This window comes from Streptomyces sp. NPDC058457 (assembly GCF_042720695.1).
Lineage (GTDB): Bacteria > Actinomycetota > Actinomycetes > Streptomycetales > Streptomycetaceae > Streptomyces.
In genome coordinates, this window is the sequence record NZ_JBHXLU010000013.1 from 132843 (window position 1) to 148256 (window position 15414).

Sequence of the window (15414 nt, forward strand, 5' to 3'; positions counted from 1 at the left end):
CCAGACGAATCCTGATGGGGAACTCAATGTCGTTCATTGGCCGTGACATGGCTGTCGACCTCGGGACCGCCAACACGCTGGTGTACGTCAGGGGTCGCGGGATCGTACTCAACGAGCCGTCCGTTGTCGCGATCAATACGAACACCGGTGGAATTCTGGCGGTCGGCGCGGAGGCGAAGAAGATGATCGGGCGCACGCCCGGCAACATCGTCGCCGTACGCCCGCTGAAGGACGGCGTGATCGCCGACTTCGAGATCACCGAGCGGATGCTCCGCTACTTCATCCTGAAGATCCACAAGCGGCGGTATCTGGCCCGTCCGCGTGTCGTCGTGTGTGTGCCCTCCGGTATCACGGGTGTCGAGCGCCGTGCCGTCATCGAGGCGTCGTCGCAGGCCGGTGCCCGCCAGGTGCACATCATCGAGGAGCCCATGGCCGCCGCCATCGGCTCCGGCCTGCCGGTCCACGAGGCCACGGGCAACATGGTGGTGGACATCGGCGGCGGCACCACGGAGGTCGCGGTCATCTCGCTCGGCGGCATCGTCACCGCCCAGTCGATCCGCGTCGCGGGCGACGAACTGGACAACGCGATCATCCAGCACATCAAGAAGGAGTACAGCCTCCTCCTCGGTGAGCGGACGGCCGAGCAGATCAAGATCACGATCGGTTCGGCGTACGAACTCGACTCCGACGAGCACACCGAGATCCGCGGCCGGGACCTGGTGTCCGGCCTGCCCAAGACCGTGGTCATCTCGGCCGCCGAGGTCCGCAAGGCGATCGAGGAGCCCGTCAACGCCATCGTCGACGCCGTCAAGACGACGCTCGACAAGTGCCCGCCGGAGCTGTCCGGCGACATCATGGACAGGGGAATCGTTCTGACCGGCGGCGGAGCCCTGCTGCGCGGTCTGGACGAGCGGCTGCGCCGGGAGACCGGCATGCCGATCCACATCGCCGAGGACCCGCTGGACAGCGTGGCGCTCGGCTCCGGCAAGTGCGTCGAGGAGTTCGAGGCGCTCCAGCAGGTCCTGGACGCCCAGCCGCGCAGATGACGTAACTCTTCGATTCCGCCGTACGAGATGATCCCCTCTCGTGCGGCGGATCGTTGATATGGAGGCATAAGCTCACACAAAGCGAGCTCCGCCCCACACCCCCACCCCCCCCACGCTCCACGACAAGTCCCCCCCCACGCTCCACAAGCTTTCAGAACAAGCTCCCGCAAGTTCCTATTGAGGAAGGCACGGCCGCCGCACGTGAGGGACACGAAAGAGAGCCGGCTGCTCCTGGTGCTGCTGATCGCCATCGCGTTCGCGCTGATCACGGTGGACATCCGAGGTGGCAGGAACTCCCCGGTGGACGGCGCCCGGCAGGCCGCGGCCGCGGTCTTCGGCCCGATCGAGAACGGCATGTCGACGGTGGTGGACCCGGTCGGAAACGCCGTCTCCGCCGTCCGGGACTCCGGCGAACGGCACGACCGGCTGGCCCGGCTGGAGAAGCAGAACGCGACCCTCAAGGCGAAGCTCGGCAGCGACGACCGCAACCGCAGCCGCCTGGGCCAGCTCGAGAAGATGCTCAACGTCGCCGCCGAAGGCCAGTACGGCATCAAGGGCGCCCAGGTCATCGCCATAGGGTCGGCGCAGGGCTTCTCCTGGACCGTCACCATCGACGTCGGCTACAACGACGGCATCAAACGGGACATGACCGTCCTCAACGGCAACGGCCTGGTCGGCCGCGTGACCACGGTCGGCCCGGACGCCTCCACCGTGCTGCTCGCCAACGACCCCGACTTCACCGTCGGCACCCGCATGGAGGGCAGCGACGAACTCGGCTTCGCCTCCGGCCAGGGCGACCGCCCGCTGCGCGTCGAACTCCTCGACAGCAAGGCCGAGGTGAAGAAGGGCGACCGGCTCGTCACCTTCGGCTCCCAGGGCGACAAGCCGTTCGTGCCCGGTGTCCCGGTCGGCACGGTCTCCAGTGTCGACCCGTCCAACGGCGGCCTCACCCGCACCCTGTACGTCACGCCGTTCGTGTCCTTCACCAAGCTCGACATCGTCGGCGTGGTCGTCGAGGCACCGAAGAAGGACCCGCGCGACGAGGTGCTCCCGGCCAAGCCCAGGCCGACCCCGACCCCGACGGTGACCGTCACGGTCACCCCGTCCGCCGACGCGAGCGCGAACGGCACCGACACCACCGGCCAGCAGCAGTAGGAGCTGAATCCCCCATGCGTGTCAACAGGATCCTGCTCTCCTCCGCCCTGGTCGTCGTCGCCCTGGTGATCCAGGTGAGCGTCCTCGCCCGCCTGCACCTGCCGGGCGCCGTCCCCGACCTCATGCTGCTCACCGTCCTCGGCCTCGCCATGGTGTACGGCCATGTGGGCGGCGCCCTCGTCGGCTTCGGCGCCGGACTCCTCGCCGACCTCGCCCCGCCCGCCGACCACGCGGCCGGCCGCTACGCCCTGGTGCTGTGCGTCGTCGGCTACTTCGCCGGCCTCATCAAGCCGGAGAACGGCCGCCTGAAGTCCGCGACCGGCCCGATGCTCGTCGTGGTCGCCGCCGCCGTCGGCTCCACCCTGCTCTACGCGGGCGTCGGCGCCCTCGTCGGCGACACCGCGGCCCGGCACGTGGGCATGACCAGCCTGCTGATCACGGCCGCCCTGTACGACCTGCTGCTCGCCCCGTTCGTGGTCCCCGGGGTCATGGCCCTGGCCCGCCGTGCGGACGGCGACCCGCTCACGGAGGCCAACTCCGGCGGCAAGGCGGGCGACATCTCCTCCGGCTGGATCTCCTCCGGGACCGGAATGCGCATCGGCGGCCAGCGCGGCGGCCTCGGCGGCCTGAAGGCCAGGGCCCGCACCCGCACCGTCCGCGTCGGCCGCATCAAGGGGGTCAAGCGTCTGTGAACGCGGGGGAGTTCACCCGAACGAGTGCACCGGGGCGGAACGTGGCCTCACAGGTCCATCGTTCATCATTCGTACGCGCACGCGCCTTTGTGCAGGGAGAGGGGGAGGCAGCCCAGTGACCAACATTCCCGAGACCGGTCGGACCCCACGGGTCCAGATCCGTCTCGTCGTCATCCAGATCCTGGTCCTCTCCCTGCTCGGTACCCTCGGCGGCCGCCTGTGGTACCTGCAGATCCGCGAGGGCGCCGAGTACCAGAAGGAAGCCTCCGGCAACCACGTCCAGCAGGTCGTCGAGCCCGCCGTGCGCGGCTCGATCCTGGACGCCCGCGGAGTCCCCCTCGCGGACAACGAGACCCGCCTGGTCGTCTCCGCCTCCCGCACCGACCTGCTCAAGCAGAAGGACGACGGCAAGGCGGTCCTGACCAAGCTCGCGGGCGTCCTCGGCATGAAGCCCGAGGAGGTCATGCAGAAGGTCCGCCTCTGCGACGCCAAGACCCCCCAGCCCTGCTGGAACGGCTCGCCGTACCAGCCGATCCCGATCACCGACGAGGCCACCGCCAAGCAGGCCCTGCAGATCCGCGAGCGCTCCGAGGACTTCCCCGGCATCACCGCCGAGCCCGAGGCCGTCCGCCGCTACCCGAGCCCCGGCAAGTCCAACACCGCGCAGGTCCTCGGCTACCTCTCCCCGGTCACCGACGACGAGATCCAGCAGGCCAAGGACACTTCTTCCCCGTACCTGCGCTCCGACCAGGTCGGCCGCTCCGGGCTGGAGCGGGAGTACGACAAGGAGCTGCGCGGCAAGGCCGGCGTCACCCGCTACGAGGTCGACAACCTCGGCCGCGTCATCGGCAAGGCCAAGTCCGATGCCGCCGAGCCCGGTTCGAACCTGGTCACCAGCATCGACTCGCGGGTGCAGCGGGTCGCCGAGAACGAGCTGGACAAGGCCATGAAGGCCGCCCGCCAGCAGTACGACAAGATCACCCAGGAGAACTACAAGGCCGACTCCGGCGCCGTCGTCGTGATGGAGGCCAAGACCGGCCGGATCGTCGCCATGGCCTCCGCCCCGACCTACGACCCGAACGTGTGGGTCGGCGGCATCTCCGCCAAGGACTACCAGACCCTCACCGGCAAGAACTCCGACTACCCGCTGCTCAACAGGGCCATACAGGGTCAGGCGGCCCCCGGTTCGACGTTCAAGGTGGTCTCCACCGCCGCCGCGGTCCAGGCCGGCTACGCCTGGGACGGCGGCTACCCCTGCACCAGCTCCTACTCGGTGGGCGGCCAGGTCTTCAAGAACTTCGAGGGCGAGAACTTCGGCCCCATCTCGCTGGGCCGCGCCCTCGAGGTCTCCTGCGACACCGTCTTCTACGGCCTCGCCGACGCCCAGTGGAAGAAGGACGGCGGCATCAACCCGAAGAAGGGCGAGCCCAAGGACTGGTTCTTCAAGACCGCCCACCAGTTCGGCCTCGGCAAGGAGACCGGCGTCGACCTGCCCAACGAGGTCACCGGCCGCGTCCCCGACCGCCAGTGGAAGCTCGACTACTGGAAGGCCAACAAGGACGCCTGGTGCAAGTCCGGGAAGAAGGACGGCACCTACGTCGAGAAGATCGAGTACGAGAACTGCCTCGAAGGCAACAAGATGCGCGAGGGCGACGAGATCAACTACTCCATCGGCCAGGGCGACACCCTCGTCACGCCGATCCAGGAGGCGATGATCTACAGCGCCGTCGCCAACGGCGGCACCGAGTACCAGCCGACCATCGGCAAGGCGATCGTCAGCGCCGACGGCAAGACCGTCCAGGAGATCAAGCCCAAGGCGGTGCGCAAGCTGCCGGTCAGCCAGGCGACCATCAAGGGCATGGACAACGCCTTCGCGGGCGTCATCACCCGCGGTACGGCCGCCTGGAAGTTCGGCGGCTGGCCGCAGGACAAGATCGCCCTGCACGGCAAGACCGGTACCGCCGAGGTCTACGGCAAGCAGACCACGTCGTGGCTCGCCACCTACACCAAGGACTACACGGTCATCATGACCATCGCCCAGGCCGGTACCGGTTCCGGTGCCTCCGGTGAGGCGGTCCGCAACATCTACAGCGCGCTGTACGGCGTCACCGCGGACGGCTCCGTCGACAAGTCCAAGGCGCTGCTCTACACCCCGCAGAAGGGTCTGCCGAAGGTCCGCACGGACGGCACCATCGCCTCCCCGAAGACCTCCAAGGACCCGGCGAAGGACTTCGAGGTCTTCTCCCAGCAGGGCGACAAGAGCACCGACAACGGGCAGACCCCGGCCGCCACCACGGCCTCCCCGTCCACGGGCAACCGCACCACCCGCAGGCGACCGCGCAAGAGGGGAAGCCGGAGGATGCTCACATGACCGGCGTCAACAGCTTCTCCGTCTCCGGATACGGCCCGGCACGGGCCGGCTGGACCCGGGTCTTCGCCCGGGACTCGCTGACCCGCCGTCTGGACTGGCCGATGGTGCTGGCGGCCCTCGCCCTGTCGCTGCTCGGCTCGCTGCTGGTCTTCTCGGCGACCCGCAACCGCACCGAGATCAACCAGGGCGACCAGTACTACTTCCTGATCCGGCATCTGATGAACACCGGCATCGGGCTCGCCCTGATGATCGGCACCATCTGGATCGGCCACCGCCAGCTGCGCAACGCCGTGCCGATCCTCTACGGCCTCTCGGTCCTCGGCATCCTCGCGGTGCTCACCCCGCTGGGCGCCACCATCAACGGCAGCCGCAACTGGATCGTCCTCGGCGGCGGCTTCTCACTGCAACCCGCCGAGTTCGTGAAGATCACGATCATCCTGGGCATGGCGATGATACTGGCGGCGCGGGTGGACGCCGGTGACAAGAAGTACCCGGACCACCGCACCGTCCTGCAGTCCCTGGGCCTGGCCGCGATCCCGATCCTGATCGTGCTGCTCATGCCCGACCTCGGCACGGTCCTGGTCATGGTGACCATCATTCTCGGCGTGCTGCTCGCCTCCGGCGCCTCCAACCGCTGGATCTTCGGCCTGCTCGCCGCCGGCGTCACCGGCTGCATCGCCATCTGGCAGCTGCACATCCTGGACGAGTACCAGATCGCCCGCTTCGCCGCCTTCGCCAACCCCAGCCTCGACCCCTCCGGCGTCGGCTACAACACCAACCAGGCGCGCATCGCGATCGGCTCCGGCGGCCTGACCGGCGCGGGCCTCTTCCACGGCTCGCAGACCACCGGCCAGTTCGTCCCCGAGCAGCAGACCGACTTCGTCTTCACGGTCGCGGGGGAGGAGCTGGGCTTCGTCGGCGCGGGCCTGATCATCGTGCTCCTCGGCGTCGTCCTGTGGCGCGCCTGCCGTATCGCCCGCGAGACGACCGAGCTGTACGGCACGATCGTCGCGGCGGGGATCGTGGCGTGGTTCGCGTTCCAGGCGTTCGAGAACATCGGTATGACCCTCGGCATCATGCCGGTCACCGGCCTTCCCCTGCCGTTCGTGTCGTACGGCGGTTCGTCGATGTTCGCCGTGTGGGTGGCGGTGGGACTGCTGCAGTCGATCAGAGTGCAGCGTCCGATGTCGGCGTAGTCAGGGCGGAACCGGGACGAAAGCGGGACGGAAGCGCACAGGTGAACACATCGTTCGCTATGTGTTCACCTGTGGCTTGTTTTGTTTTTCCCTCCGATTTACCCGCTTCGGCCGCTGGCCCCTGCGGTGCCCGGGCCATTAGATTCTGTTCATGGCGGATGCGAAGCGTGAAATCGAGCGCAAGTACGAATCCGATGACAGCGGCCTGCCCGACCTGACCGGCGTCGCCGGCGTGGCGAACGTCGTGGACAAGGGCACCGCCGAACTCGACGCGACCTACCACGACACCTCCGACCTGCGCCTGGCCTCGGCCAGAGTCACCCTGCGCCACCGCAGCGGAGGCGGCGACGCCGGCTGGCACCTCAAACTCCCCGTCGCCCCCGGCGTCCGGGACGAGATCCACGCCCCCCTCTCCGACGAGCTCCCCGACGAACTCGCCGCCCTGGCCCGCTCCCGGGTCCGCGAGGGCCGGCTGGTCCCGGTGATCCGCCTGCGCACCACCCGCGACATCCGGCATCTGGTCGACGCCGACGGCACCCTGCTCGCCGAGGTGAGCGTGGACCGCGTCCGGGCCGACCGGCTCTTCGGCGGCGCGGGCAAGGCACAGTGGACCGAGATCGAGGTGGAACTCGCCGACGGCGGCGACCCCGCCTTCCTCGACAAGGTCGAGAAACGGCTGGGCAAGGCGGGTGTACACCCCTCGAAGTCCGCCTCGAAACTGGCCCGCGCCCTGGCCGAGACCAAGGGCGGCAAGCCCCGCCACCCGAAGACCGGCCCCGCCTCTCCGCTCACCGCCGGCGACCACGTCATGGCCTACGTCCGCGCCCAGCGCGACGCGATCGTCGAGCTCGACCCGGCCGTCCGCCTGGACACCGAGGAGGGCGTGCACGACATGCGGATCGCCACCCGCCGGCTGCGCAGCACCTTCCGCACCTTCGGCAGGGTCCTGGACCGCCAGGTCACCGACCCGATCGCCGACGAGCTGAAATGGCTGGCCGGCGAACTGGGCGTGGGCCGCGACCAGGAGGTCCTGGCCGAACGCCTGCTGGCCGGCCTCGCCGACGTACCCCCCGCCCTCGTCGACGGCCCCGTCCACGACCGCCTGCACCACTGGGCCGAGGCGAGCGAACGCGGCTCCCGCAGCCGCCTCCTCGGCGTCCTGGACTCCAAGCGCTACCTGGCGCTCCTCGACACCCTGGACGCCCTGGCAGCCGACCCGCCCCTGCTGAAGGCGGCCGCCGGAAACCCCGAGGAGGTCCTCGCCAAGGCCGTGCGGAGGGACTTCGCGAAGGTCACCGACCTCATCGAGACGGGCATGGCGCAGCCCCCCGGCCACGACCGCGACCTCGGCCTGCACGAGGCCCGCAAGAAGGCCAAGCGCACCCGCTACGCGGCCGAGGCGGCCCGCCCCGCGCTCGGCAGGCCGGCGAAGACCATGCTCAAGTCCATGAAGTCGCTCCAGACCATGCTCGGCGAGCACCAGGACAGCGTGATGGCCCGCGAGACCCTGCGCGAGCTGTCCGCGGTGGCCCACGCGGCGGGGGAGAGCACGTTCACGTACGGGCTGCTGTACGGCCGCGAGGAGCAGCGGGCGACGGCGGTGGAGGCCGGGGCACCGCAGGCCTGGGAGAGCATCAAGGCCGAGGCGCCGGTGTGATCCGGGCGTACGGGGGAGGCCGCCGACCGGGTTAGGCTAGATGGTCACCCTCCCCGGCCACCGGCCGGTGAGCCACCCCAGCCTCCGGCCGGGGAGTCGCCCCCAGCCACCTCACAAAGGTCCGCGAGATGCCTGCCGAAGCCGCCTCTCAGGTCGCCGAGTCTGTGTTCCCGCAGCTCGAAGCTCTGCTCCCGCATGTGCAAAAGCCGATCCAGTACGTCGGCGGAGAGCTCAACTCCACGGTCAAGCCGTGGGAGACCTGCGACGTCCGCTGGGCGCTGATGTACCCGGACGCCTACGAGGTCGGCCTGCCCAACCAGGGCGTCATGATCCTCTACGAGGTCCTCAACGAGCAGGAGGGCGTCCTCGCCGAGCGCACGTACAGCGTGTGGCCGGACCTGGAGGCGCTGATGCGCGAGCACGGCGTCCCCCAGTTCACGGTGGACAGCCACCGCCCCGTGCAGGCCTTCGACGTCTTCGGCCTGTCCTTCTCCACGGAGCTGGGCTACACGAACATGCTCACGGCCCTGGACCTGGCCGGGATCCCCCTGGAGTCCAAGGACCGCACGCTCGACGACCCGATCGTCCTCGCCGGCGGCCACGCGGCCTTCAACCCGGAACCGATCGCGGACTTCATCGACGCGGCGATCATCGGCGACGGCGAGCAGGCCGTCCTCGACATGACGAGGATCATCCGCGAGTGGAAGGCGGAGGGCCGCCCCGGCGGCCGCGAGGAGGTCCTCTTCCGCCTGGCGAAGACCGGCTCCGTCTACATCCCGGCGTTCTACGACGTCGAGTACCTCGCCGACGGCCGTATCGCCCGCGTGGTCCCCAACAAGTCGGGTGTCCCGTGGCGCGTCTCCAAGCACACGGTCATGGACCTGGACGAATGGCCGTACCCCAAGCAGCCCCTCGTCCCGCTCGCCGAGACGGTCCATGAGCGCATGTCCGTCGAGATCTTCCGCGGCTGCACCCGCGGCTGCCGCTTCTGCCAGGCCGGCATGATCACCCGCCCGGTGCGCGAGCGCTCGATCACCGGCATCGGCGAGATGGTCGACAAGGGCCTGAAGGCCACCGGCTTCGAGGAGGTCGGCCTCCTCTCCCTCTCCTCGGCGGACCACTCGGAGATCGGCGACATCGCCAAGGGCCTCGCCGACCGCTACACCGAGGACAAGATCGGCCTCTCCCTCCCCTCCACCCGTGTCGACGCCTTCAACATCGACCTGGCGAACGAACTGACCCGCAACGGCCGCCGCTCCGGTCTGACCTTCGCCCCCGAAGGCGGCTCGGAACGCATCCGCAAGGTCATCAACAAGATGGTCTCGGAGGACGACCTCATCCGTACGGTCTCGACGGCCTACGGCAACGGCTGGCGCCAGGTGAAGCTGTACTTCATGTGCGGCCTGCCCACCGAGACCGACGACGACGTCCTCCAGATCGCCGACATGGCGACGAAGGTCATCGCCAAGGGCCGCGAGGTCTCCCGCTCCAACGACATCCGCTGCACGGTCTCCATCGGCGGCTTCGTCCCCAAGCCCCACACCCCCTTCCAGTGGGCCCCGCAGCTCTCCGCGGAGGAGACGGACGCCCGCCTCGAAAAGCTCCGCGACAAGATCCGCGGCGACAAGAAGTACGGCCGCTCGATCGGCTTCCGCTACCACGACGGCAAGCCCGGCATCGTGGAAGGCCTGTTGTCGAGGGGCGACCGCCGCATCGGCGCCGTCATCCGCGCCGTCTACGAGGACGGCGGCCGCTTCGACGGCTGGCGCGAGCACTTCTCCTACGACCGCTGGATGGCCTGCGCCGACAAGGCGCTGGCCCCCTTCGGCGTGGACGTCGACTGGTACACCACCCGCGAGCGCACCTACGAGGAGGTCCTCCCCTGGGACCACCTCGACTCGGGCCTGGACAAGGACTGGCTCTGGGAGGACTGGCAGGACGCCCTCGACGAGACAGAGGTCGAGGACTGCCGCTGGACACCCTGCTTCGACTGCGGGGTGTGCCCGCAGATGGACACCCACATCCAGGTCGGCCCGACCGGCAAGAAGCTGCTGCCGCTGACGGTGGTGAACAAGTAACTGTCCGGTGCCTGCGGGCGTCTGAGGATGCTCGCAGGCCTCACCTGTGTCAGATGGGCCCGGAGAAGGGCTCGCCCCCCTGCCCGCTCTGCGGTTCACGCGCTGTGCTGCCCGGCTGCCACGAGCAACATGGCCGCGATGAAGCAACGAAGGGCAAACGCATCCTGCTGGTCTTCCAGGAGGACCGTCGGCATGACGAAGAGCAGGTACCAGGAGTTCAGCTCCTGCTGAAGCCACCAGTCGAGCGCCATCAGGGCGGCGACCAGCACGGCTGACTCTCGTGTGCGTACTCGCATAAGGTTCCTCGCCTTTCTTCAGGCTCGTCCAGAGCCTTCCGGCATGAGGAAGGGCGATGACGGCGGATGCCGGAGTATTCCGAAGGGCGGGCCTTCAGCCGCCGAATCCCCATACAGCGATCACACCGTTCCAGGCGTCTCACCGGCCAGCCGCTCGGCGGAACCCGGACGGACCCGGACGGGTTCGGAGGGGCTCAAGAAGACTTGGGTGGCCTCTACACTGGTGGGCACGTCCAGCCAGGACACCGGGGCGATCCGGAGGTGCAGTTGACGAGTCCGGAGACGCCAGATGCCTTCCCCTTGCCGCAAGAGGGCATGGACGTGGCCGACTTCGTCCGCGCTCTGCGTGCGGTCAAGCTCTGGGCCGGCGATCCGTCCCTGGAAATGCTGTACCGCAGGACAGGGGTGGCTACCAGCACACTGTCCGATGCCCTGAACCCGCAGCGCCGGCGCCTTCCGTCACTGGAACTGGTCCGGTCCCTGGTACTCGCCTGCGGCGCCAACGCTGTACAGGCAGCACAGTGGGAACGGGCGTGGCGCTCGGCAAAGGGCCGTGACAGCCGCTTCGGCGCCCCCAGACCAGTGGCGGCAAGCCGCCCACTGCCGCCGACCCAGGAATTGACACCTCGTCAACTGCCTTCGGACGTCAGCGGATTCACCGGTCGCGCCAATGCCCTCGTCGCACTTGCAGGAATACGCCGGGACGCACCCGCCACCGTGATCACCGGCACGGCCGGTGTCGGCAAGACTGCGCTCGCCGTGCACTGGGCGCACCAGATAGCCGCGCACTACCCGGATGGCCAGCTGTATCTGGACCTGCGCGGCCGCGCCATTGATCCCGCACTCACCGCCACCGAGGCACTGTCGGTACTGCTGCAGTCCCTGGGGGTGCCGGGAGATCGGGTCCCTCTCGACCTGCACCTGCAGATGGGCCTGTATCGGTCGGTGCTGGCCGACCGGCGCGTGCTGGTGGTCCTGGACAACGTGCTGGACGCAGCGCACGTTCGTCCGCTGCTGCCCAGCGGCCACAGCTGCCACGCGCTGGTGACCAGTCGTGACTCTCTGGCAGGTCTGGTTGTCCGCGACGGCGCGGCACGGATCTCTCTGGATACCCTCTCTCTGGTGGAGTCCGTCGAGCTGTTGTCGGTCCAGCTGGGCCAGGACCGTGTGGAGGCGGAGCGGGAGGGCGCCGAAGGACTGGTCGAACTCTGCGCTCATCTGCCGCTCGCTCTCCGTATTGCAGCCGCCAATCTGGCGGCCCGCCCCGTGCAGAGCCTGGCAGGCATGGTCGCCGAACTAGGAGGTGTGGATCTGCTGGCCCGGCTGCAGGTGGTCGGTGATCCGGAGAGCGCGGTTGCGGCAGCCTTCGAGCTCTCCTACCACTCGCTCTCGCCAGAGGCACAGCGCCTGTTCCGCTTCCTCGGCGTGATGCCGGGCCCGGAACCGAGTCGCGAGGCGGCAGCCGTCCTGCTCGGCCGCGAACTGTCGGCGCCGGTGCCGGAGCTTGACGAGTTGTTGGCGGCGCACTTGCTGGCCGAGCCGAAACCGGGACGCTTTCGCAGCCATGACCTGCTGGCTCTGTACGCGAAGCAACTGGCCGGCACCGAGCCGAAGGAGGCCAGCGAGTCCGCGCTGCACCGGTTGCTGTCGTGGTACCTGCTCTCCCTGGATGCCGCCAACAGGATCATCAGGCCGAACTGCTGGGTTGTGTTCCCCGACGAGTTCCCGCTGACCGGCTCGCCGCAGGTCTTTTCCGGCCCGCATGATGCCCGGGCCTGGCTCACCGCCGAACACACGAATCTAGTCACGGCGATCGTCCACGCCTCGGAGCACGGGCCCGCCCCCTTCGCCTGGCACCTGGCCCATGCGCTGCGAGGAAACTTCTATCCCCACCGATTGGACGGGGGCGCGCTTGCCGCCAGCCAAGCGGGACTCCGCGCAGCCGAAGCACACGACCATCCGCTCGGACGGGGAATGTGCCATATTTCTCTCGGCTTCGCGGCATGGGACTTGGGAGATCTGAACGCCGTGCTGGAGGAGCTCAACTCGGCGAAGATCCAGTTTGAGCGGATCGGCTACCAGCGGGGGCTCGCGGCCGCCTGGAACGACTCCGCGGAGGTCTGCGCCAGATCCGGCCGGATGCGGGAGGCTTTCCTTCACGCCTCCGCCGCCCTGGGATTCCACACGGATTACGCCCCGAGCCGTGTGGTGCATCATGCCAACCTCGCCGAGATCTTGCGAATACAGGGCGACTACCTGGCGTCCAAGCAGCATGCCGAGGAATCGCTGGGGCTCGCGGCTCAGAACGGTACTCCTCAGACAGAGGCCGTGGCCAAGCTCGAGGCAGGCTTGACGCACCTGGCCATGGGCGAAATGGAGGCGGCGGAGACACTGCTGTCCCAAGGCAGGGCCGCGGCCGAGCTTGTCGGTTCCCAGAACAACCTCTACGACGCCCTGTCGGCCATGGCTGTCCTCTCGGTTCGTGCCGGGCGCGTTGCCGACGCGCTCCACTGGATCGAGCCGCTGCACGATCTGCTGGACCTGGGGGTGCCTGGCTTCGCACCGGAGGATCTCGCGGAAACGGCGATCGTGGAGACGTACCTTGCAGCGAACCGACTTGACCGCGCACTCGATTTCGGTGCCGCCGCGCTGGCCCGCCGTGTTGCCGCGGGTCACGGTCTGACGGTCATGCGTCTGCGCGTGGCTCTAGGACGCGTACACGCGGCTGCAGGCGACCCCGGGACCGCTCGACTGCTCTGGGAGGCCGTGCTCCCTCACACCATCGAGGAATCCCTACCCGAACGCACTGATGTCGAGGGCCTACTGGCGACGCTGGAGCACTGCGCCTGACAGCGGCCACCAGCCGGCCTTTGCCTTCTGATCACCTTGCCGCCCAGACGAGGACGGCTGTGCGGCGGCAGACGGGCAGGTGGATGGCGGCGGCCTGGTTGTATCGAGACGGCTGTGGGACGACCGCGTGGATCTCACGTCGGCGTGGGCGTGTTCTGAAGGCGTGCGAGGAGCGTGCCTTGATCACTAGCGCCGGCAGCGGGCGGGCATGCGCACTGAGGTGAGCAGGGCGGCCGGTCGGGTGGCTGGGACTTGGCAGGGGCGAGTGAGAGCGGGGTGGCCGCTGTGCTCGCCCCTGTCGGCGTCTCGTTGCCTCGCCCTCAGGTGCGACGGGCTCTCGGTTCAGCCGGAACCCGGGCCATAGAGCGCGGCGATGTTCTCGGACGTCGCCCACCTGCTGTAGGTGGGGGACTGGGGCCAGCCCTCGGGTGAGTCCTGCCATTCCTCCTGGCGTCCGTACGGCAGGAGGTCGATCAGCGCGAAGCTGTGGCTGAGCTGCTCGGTGCCCCGGCCGTCGGTGTGCCAGGTGCGGTAGACGGTGTCGCCGTCGCGCAGGAACACGTTGACTGCGAATCCTCCACCGGGCGGTGCGCCGACGTCGGACCCGAACGGGCTGTCCGCGGTCGAGTACCACGCCATCTGGTTGCCGACCCGCTGCTTGTAGGCGAGTGCCTCTTTGATCGGACCCTGGGTGACGATGACGAATCGTGCGTCGTAGTTGTCCAGGAACTCCAGGCGGGTGTACTGCGAGGTGAACCCTGCGCAGCCCGGGCACTGCCATTCCTTGCCGGCGAACCACATGTGGTTGTAGACGATCAGCTGCCGCCTGCCCTCGAAGACGTCTGCCAGCCGAACGGGGCCGTCCTCGCCGTCGAGTGTGTAGTCGGGCATCTCCACCATCGGCAGGCGGCGACGCTCGGCGGCGACGGCGTCGAGTTCCCGTGTTGCGGCCTTCTCTCGGGTACGCAGTGCCTCGAGCCGGTGTTCCCAGGTCGCGGCGTCGACGACGGGTGGTAGCGCGTGGTCGGTCATGGTTCCCTCGCGGATCTCGTGCGCAGCTTCGGCTTGTGCGGAGGCAGACTGCACAGGGCTCCGGAACTCATCGGCCGGCCTGAGAACGCGGCGGAGGACATCCGTCCGGATCAGGTGCCGAGGAAGGCCGGGACGTCGCCGCGGGTCGGGTGGCCGGTGGTGCCAGGAGTTTTCGCGCCTGCCCCGGGGCGCGTCAGCCGCCCGTGGCGTCCTCGGCCTCCCAGCGCAGCAGGTCGCCCGGCTGGCACTCCAGCACCGCGCAGAGTGCGGCGAGGGTCGCGAAGCGCACCGCCTTGGCGCGGCCGTTCTTGAGTACCGCCAGGTTGGCGGGCGTGATCCCCACCTGGTCCGCGAGCTCGCCCACGGACATCTTCCGCTTCGCCAGCATCACGTCGATGTCGACGACGATGGGCATCAGATCACCTCGTCCAGCTCGGCCTGCATCTGCGCCGCTTCGACATCGCGCGCGACGGCCTGGGCGAGCAGCATCCGCAGCACGAGCACGATGAGCGCGACCCCGAGGATGGCCACGCCGATCCCGCCCATGATGACGGTGACGCCCGGGTCGTCCCGCTGGCCCGGCGCATTGACGGCCGTGACCGCGAACCACATGAGGGCAGCCGCCACGATCGCGCCGATCACGAGGTCCACGTACCGGAAGGCGGCGTGGGAGAACACGGTTCCGCGTCGCACCATCGCCACCAGCCGCCATACGGCGACCAGGGCGACCTGGGCCGACACCATGCCCAGGATCGTGATCACGCGCAGTGGCGTCAGCGGGAGCGACCCGTCCTCCGGGTCGCTCCCGCTGACCAACGTCCACACCATCCCTGCCTGTACGAACACGGTGCCGGCGAGCACCACCACGAGCACGGCGTGCAGCGCACGCACTGTCAGCTTTCCCACGACCAGTCCTTCCATCGAATTGCGATGGGAATCTATCGAAATTCGATAGGTTGAACAAGGGGTGGGGTGCAGGGTGGGCGGCGGGAGTCATCCTCGCTCGGGCACGGAACGGCCGCTACGGCCGGGCACGGCACG

General features: G+C 68.7%; 12 protein-coding genes. 8 read left to right on the forward strand and 4 right to left on the reverse strand.

The genetic code is table 11. The annotated features are described in order from the left end of the window. Positions 1–26 precede the first annotated feature (26 nt). The 7 genes from ACFWPS_RS14040 (at position 27) to ACFWPS_RS14070 (ending at position 10195) form a co-directional block, all read left to right on the forward strand. Positions 27–1046 carry a rod shape-determining protein gene (locus tag ACFWPS_RS14040; protein ID WP_046734341.1) on the forward strand — a complete coding sequence of 340 codons (1020 nt, stop codon included), beginning with the start codon at positions 27–29 and terminating at the stop codon, positions 1044–1046. Positions 1047–1247: 201 nt separating this feature from the next. Further along, a complete protein-coding gene (gene mreC, locus ACFWPS_RS14045; RefSeq protein ID WP_383704522.1) occupies positions 1248–2201 on the forward strand; it encodes a rod shape-determining protein MreC in 954 nt (317 codons plus the stop codon). A gap of 14 nt (positions 2202–2215) precedes the next feature. After that, positions 2216–2893: a rod shape-determining protein MreD gene (gene mreD, locus ACFWPS_RS14050; protein WP_383704524.1), complete on the forward strand. Its 678-nt coding sequence runs from the start codon at positions 2216–2218 to the stop codon at positions 2891–2893. A 115-nt stretch (positions 2894–3008) separates the two neighbouring features. Continuing rightward, on the forward strand, positions 3009–5264 hold the full coding sequence (mrdA, locus tag ACFWPS_RS14055) for a penicillin-binding protein 2 (protein ID WP_383704528.1): 2256 nt from the start codon (positions 3009–3011) through the stop codon (positions 5262–5264). Continuing rightward, on the forward strand, positions 5261–6460 hold the full coding sequence (gene rodA / locus ACFWPS_RS14060; RefSeq protein WP_383704530.1) for a rod shape-determining protein RodA: 1200 nt from the start codon (positions 5261–5263) through the stop codon (positions 6458–6460). Before mrdA ends, rodA begins: the two co-directional genes overlap by 4 nt. Before the next feature lie 151 nt (positions 6461–6611). After that, the gene (locus ACFWPS_RS14065; protein ID WP_383704532.1) at positions 6612–8117 is read left to right on the forward strand and encodes a CHAD domain-containing protein; all 1506 of its coding nucleotides are present in this window, start codon (positions 6612–6614) and stop codon (positions 8115–8117) included. Positions 8118–8245: 128 nt separating this feature from the next. Further along, positions 8246–10195 carry a TIGR03960 family B12-binding radical SAM protein gene (locus tag ACFWPS_RS14070; protein WP_383704534.1) on the forward strand — a complete coding sequence of 650 codons (1950 nt, stop codon included), beginning with the start codon at positions 8246–8248 and terminating at the stop codon, positions 10193–10195. A gap of 95 nt (positions 10196–10290) precedes the next feature. Here the strand turns inward: ACFWPS_RS14070 and ACFWPS_RS14075 are convergent, their stop codons facing one another. After that, on the reverse strand, positions 10291–10464 hold the full coding sequence (locus ACFWPS_RS14075; RefSeq protein WP_383704536.1) for a hypothetical protein: 174 nt from the start codon (positions 10462–10464) through the stop codon (positions 10291–10293). A gap of 348 nt (positions 10465–10812) precedes the next feature. On the opposite strand from ACFWPS_RS14075, the gene ACFWPS_RS14080 reads away from it, so the two are divergent. Beyond that, positions 10813–13341, forward strand: a complete 2529-nt coding sequence (locus ACFWPS_RS14080; RefSeq protein WP_383704538.1) for an ATP-binding protein — start codon at positions 10813–10815, stop codon at positions 13339–13341. A 342-nt stretch (positions 13342–13683) separates the two neighbouring features. On the opposite strand, the gene ACFWPS_RS14085 is transcribed toward ACFWPS_RS14080, so the two are convergent. From ACFWPS_RS14085 to ACFWPS_RS14095, 3 genes are all read right to left on the reverse strand, one after another. After that, positions 13684–14373 (reverse strand): DUF899 domain-containing protein, encoded by a 690-nt coding sequence (locus ACFWPS_RS14085; RefSeq protein WP_383704540.1) that lies wholly within the window; start codon positions 14371–14373, stop codon positions 13684–13686. Positions 14374–14566: 193 nt separating this feature from the next. Next, positions 14567–14788 carry a helix-turn-helix domain-containing protein gene (locus ACFWPS_RS14090; protein ID WP_383704542.1) on the reverse strand — a complete coding sequence of 74 codons (222 nt, stop codon included), beginning with the start codon at positions 14786–14788 and terminating at the stop codon, positions 14567–14569. Further along, positions 14788–15279, reverse strand: a complete 492-nt coding sequence (locus ACFWPS_RS14095; RefSeq protein WP_383704544.1) for a DUF2975 domain-containing protein — start codon at positions 15277–15279, stop codon at positions 14788–14790. Before ACFWPS_RS14095 ends, ACFWPS_RS14090 begins: the two co-directional genes overlap by 1 nt. Between the last annotated feature and the right edge of the window lie 135 nt (positions 15280–15414).

Coding starts and splice junctions, on each gene's coding strand:
- ACFWPS_RS14040 (WP_046734341.1), top strand. CDS start 27: ATGTCGTTCATTGGCCGTGACATGGCTGTCGACCTCGGGACCGCCAAC.
- mreD (WP_383704524.1), top strand. CDS start 2,216: ATGCGTGTCAACAGGATCCTGCTCTCCTCCGCCCTGGTCGTCGTCGCC.
- rodA (WP_383704530.1), top strand. CDS start 5,261: ATGACCGGCGTCAACAGCTTCTCCGTCTCCGGATACGGCCCGGCACGG.
- ACFWPS_RS14065 (WP_383704532.1), top strand. CDS start 6,612: ATGGCGGATGCGAAGCGTGAAATCGAGCGCAAGTACGAATCCGATGAC.
- ACFWPS_RS14070 (WP_383704534.1), top strand. CDS start 8,246: ATGCCTGCCGAAGCCGCCTCTCAGGTCGCCGAGTCTGTGTTCCCGCAG.
- ACFWPS_RS14085 (WP_383704540.1), bottom strand. CDS start 14,373: ATGACCGACCACGCGCTACCACCCGTCGTCGACGCCGCGACCTGGGAA.
- ACFWPS_RS14090 (WP_383704542.1), bottom strand. CDS start 14,788: ATGCCCATCGTCGTCGACATCGACGTGATGCTGGCGAAGCGGAAGATG.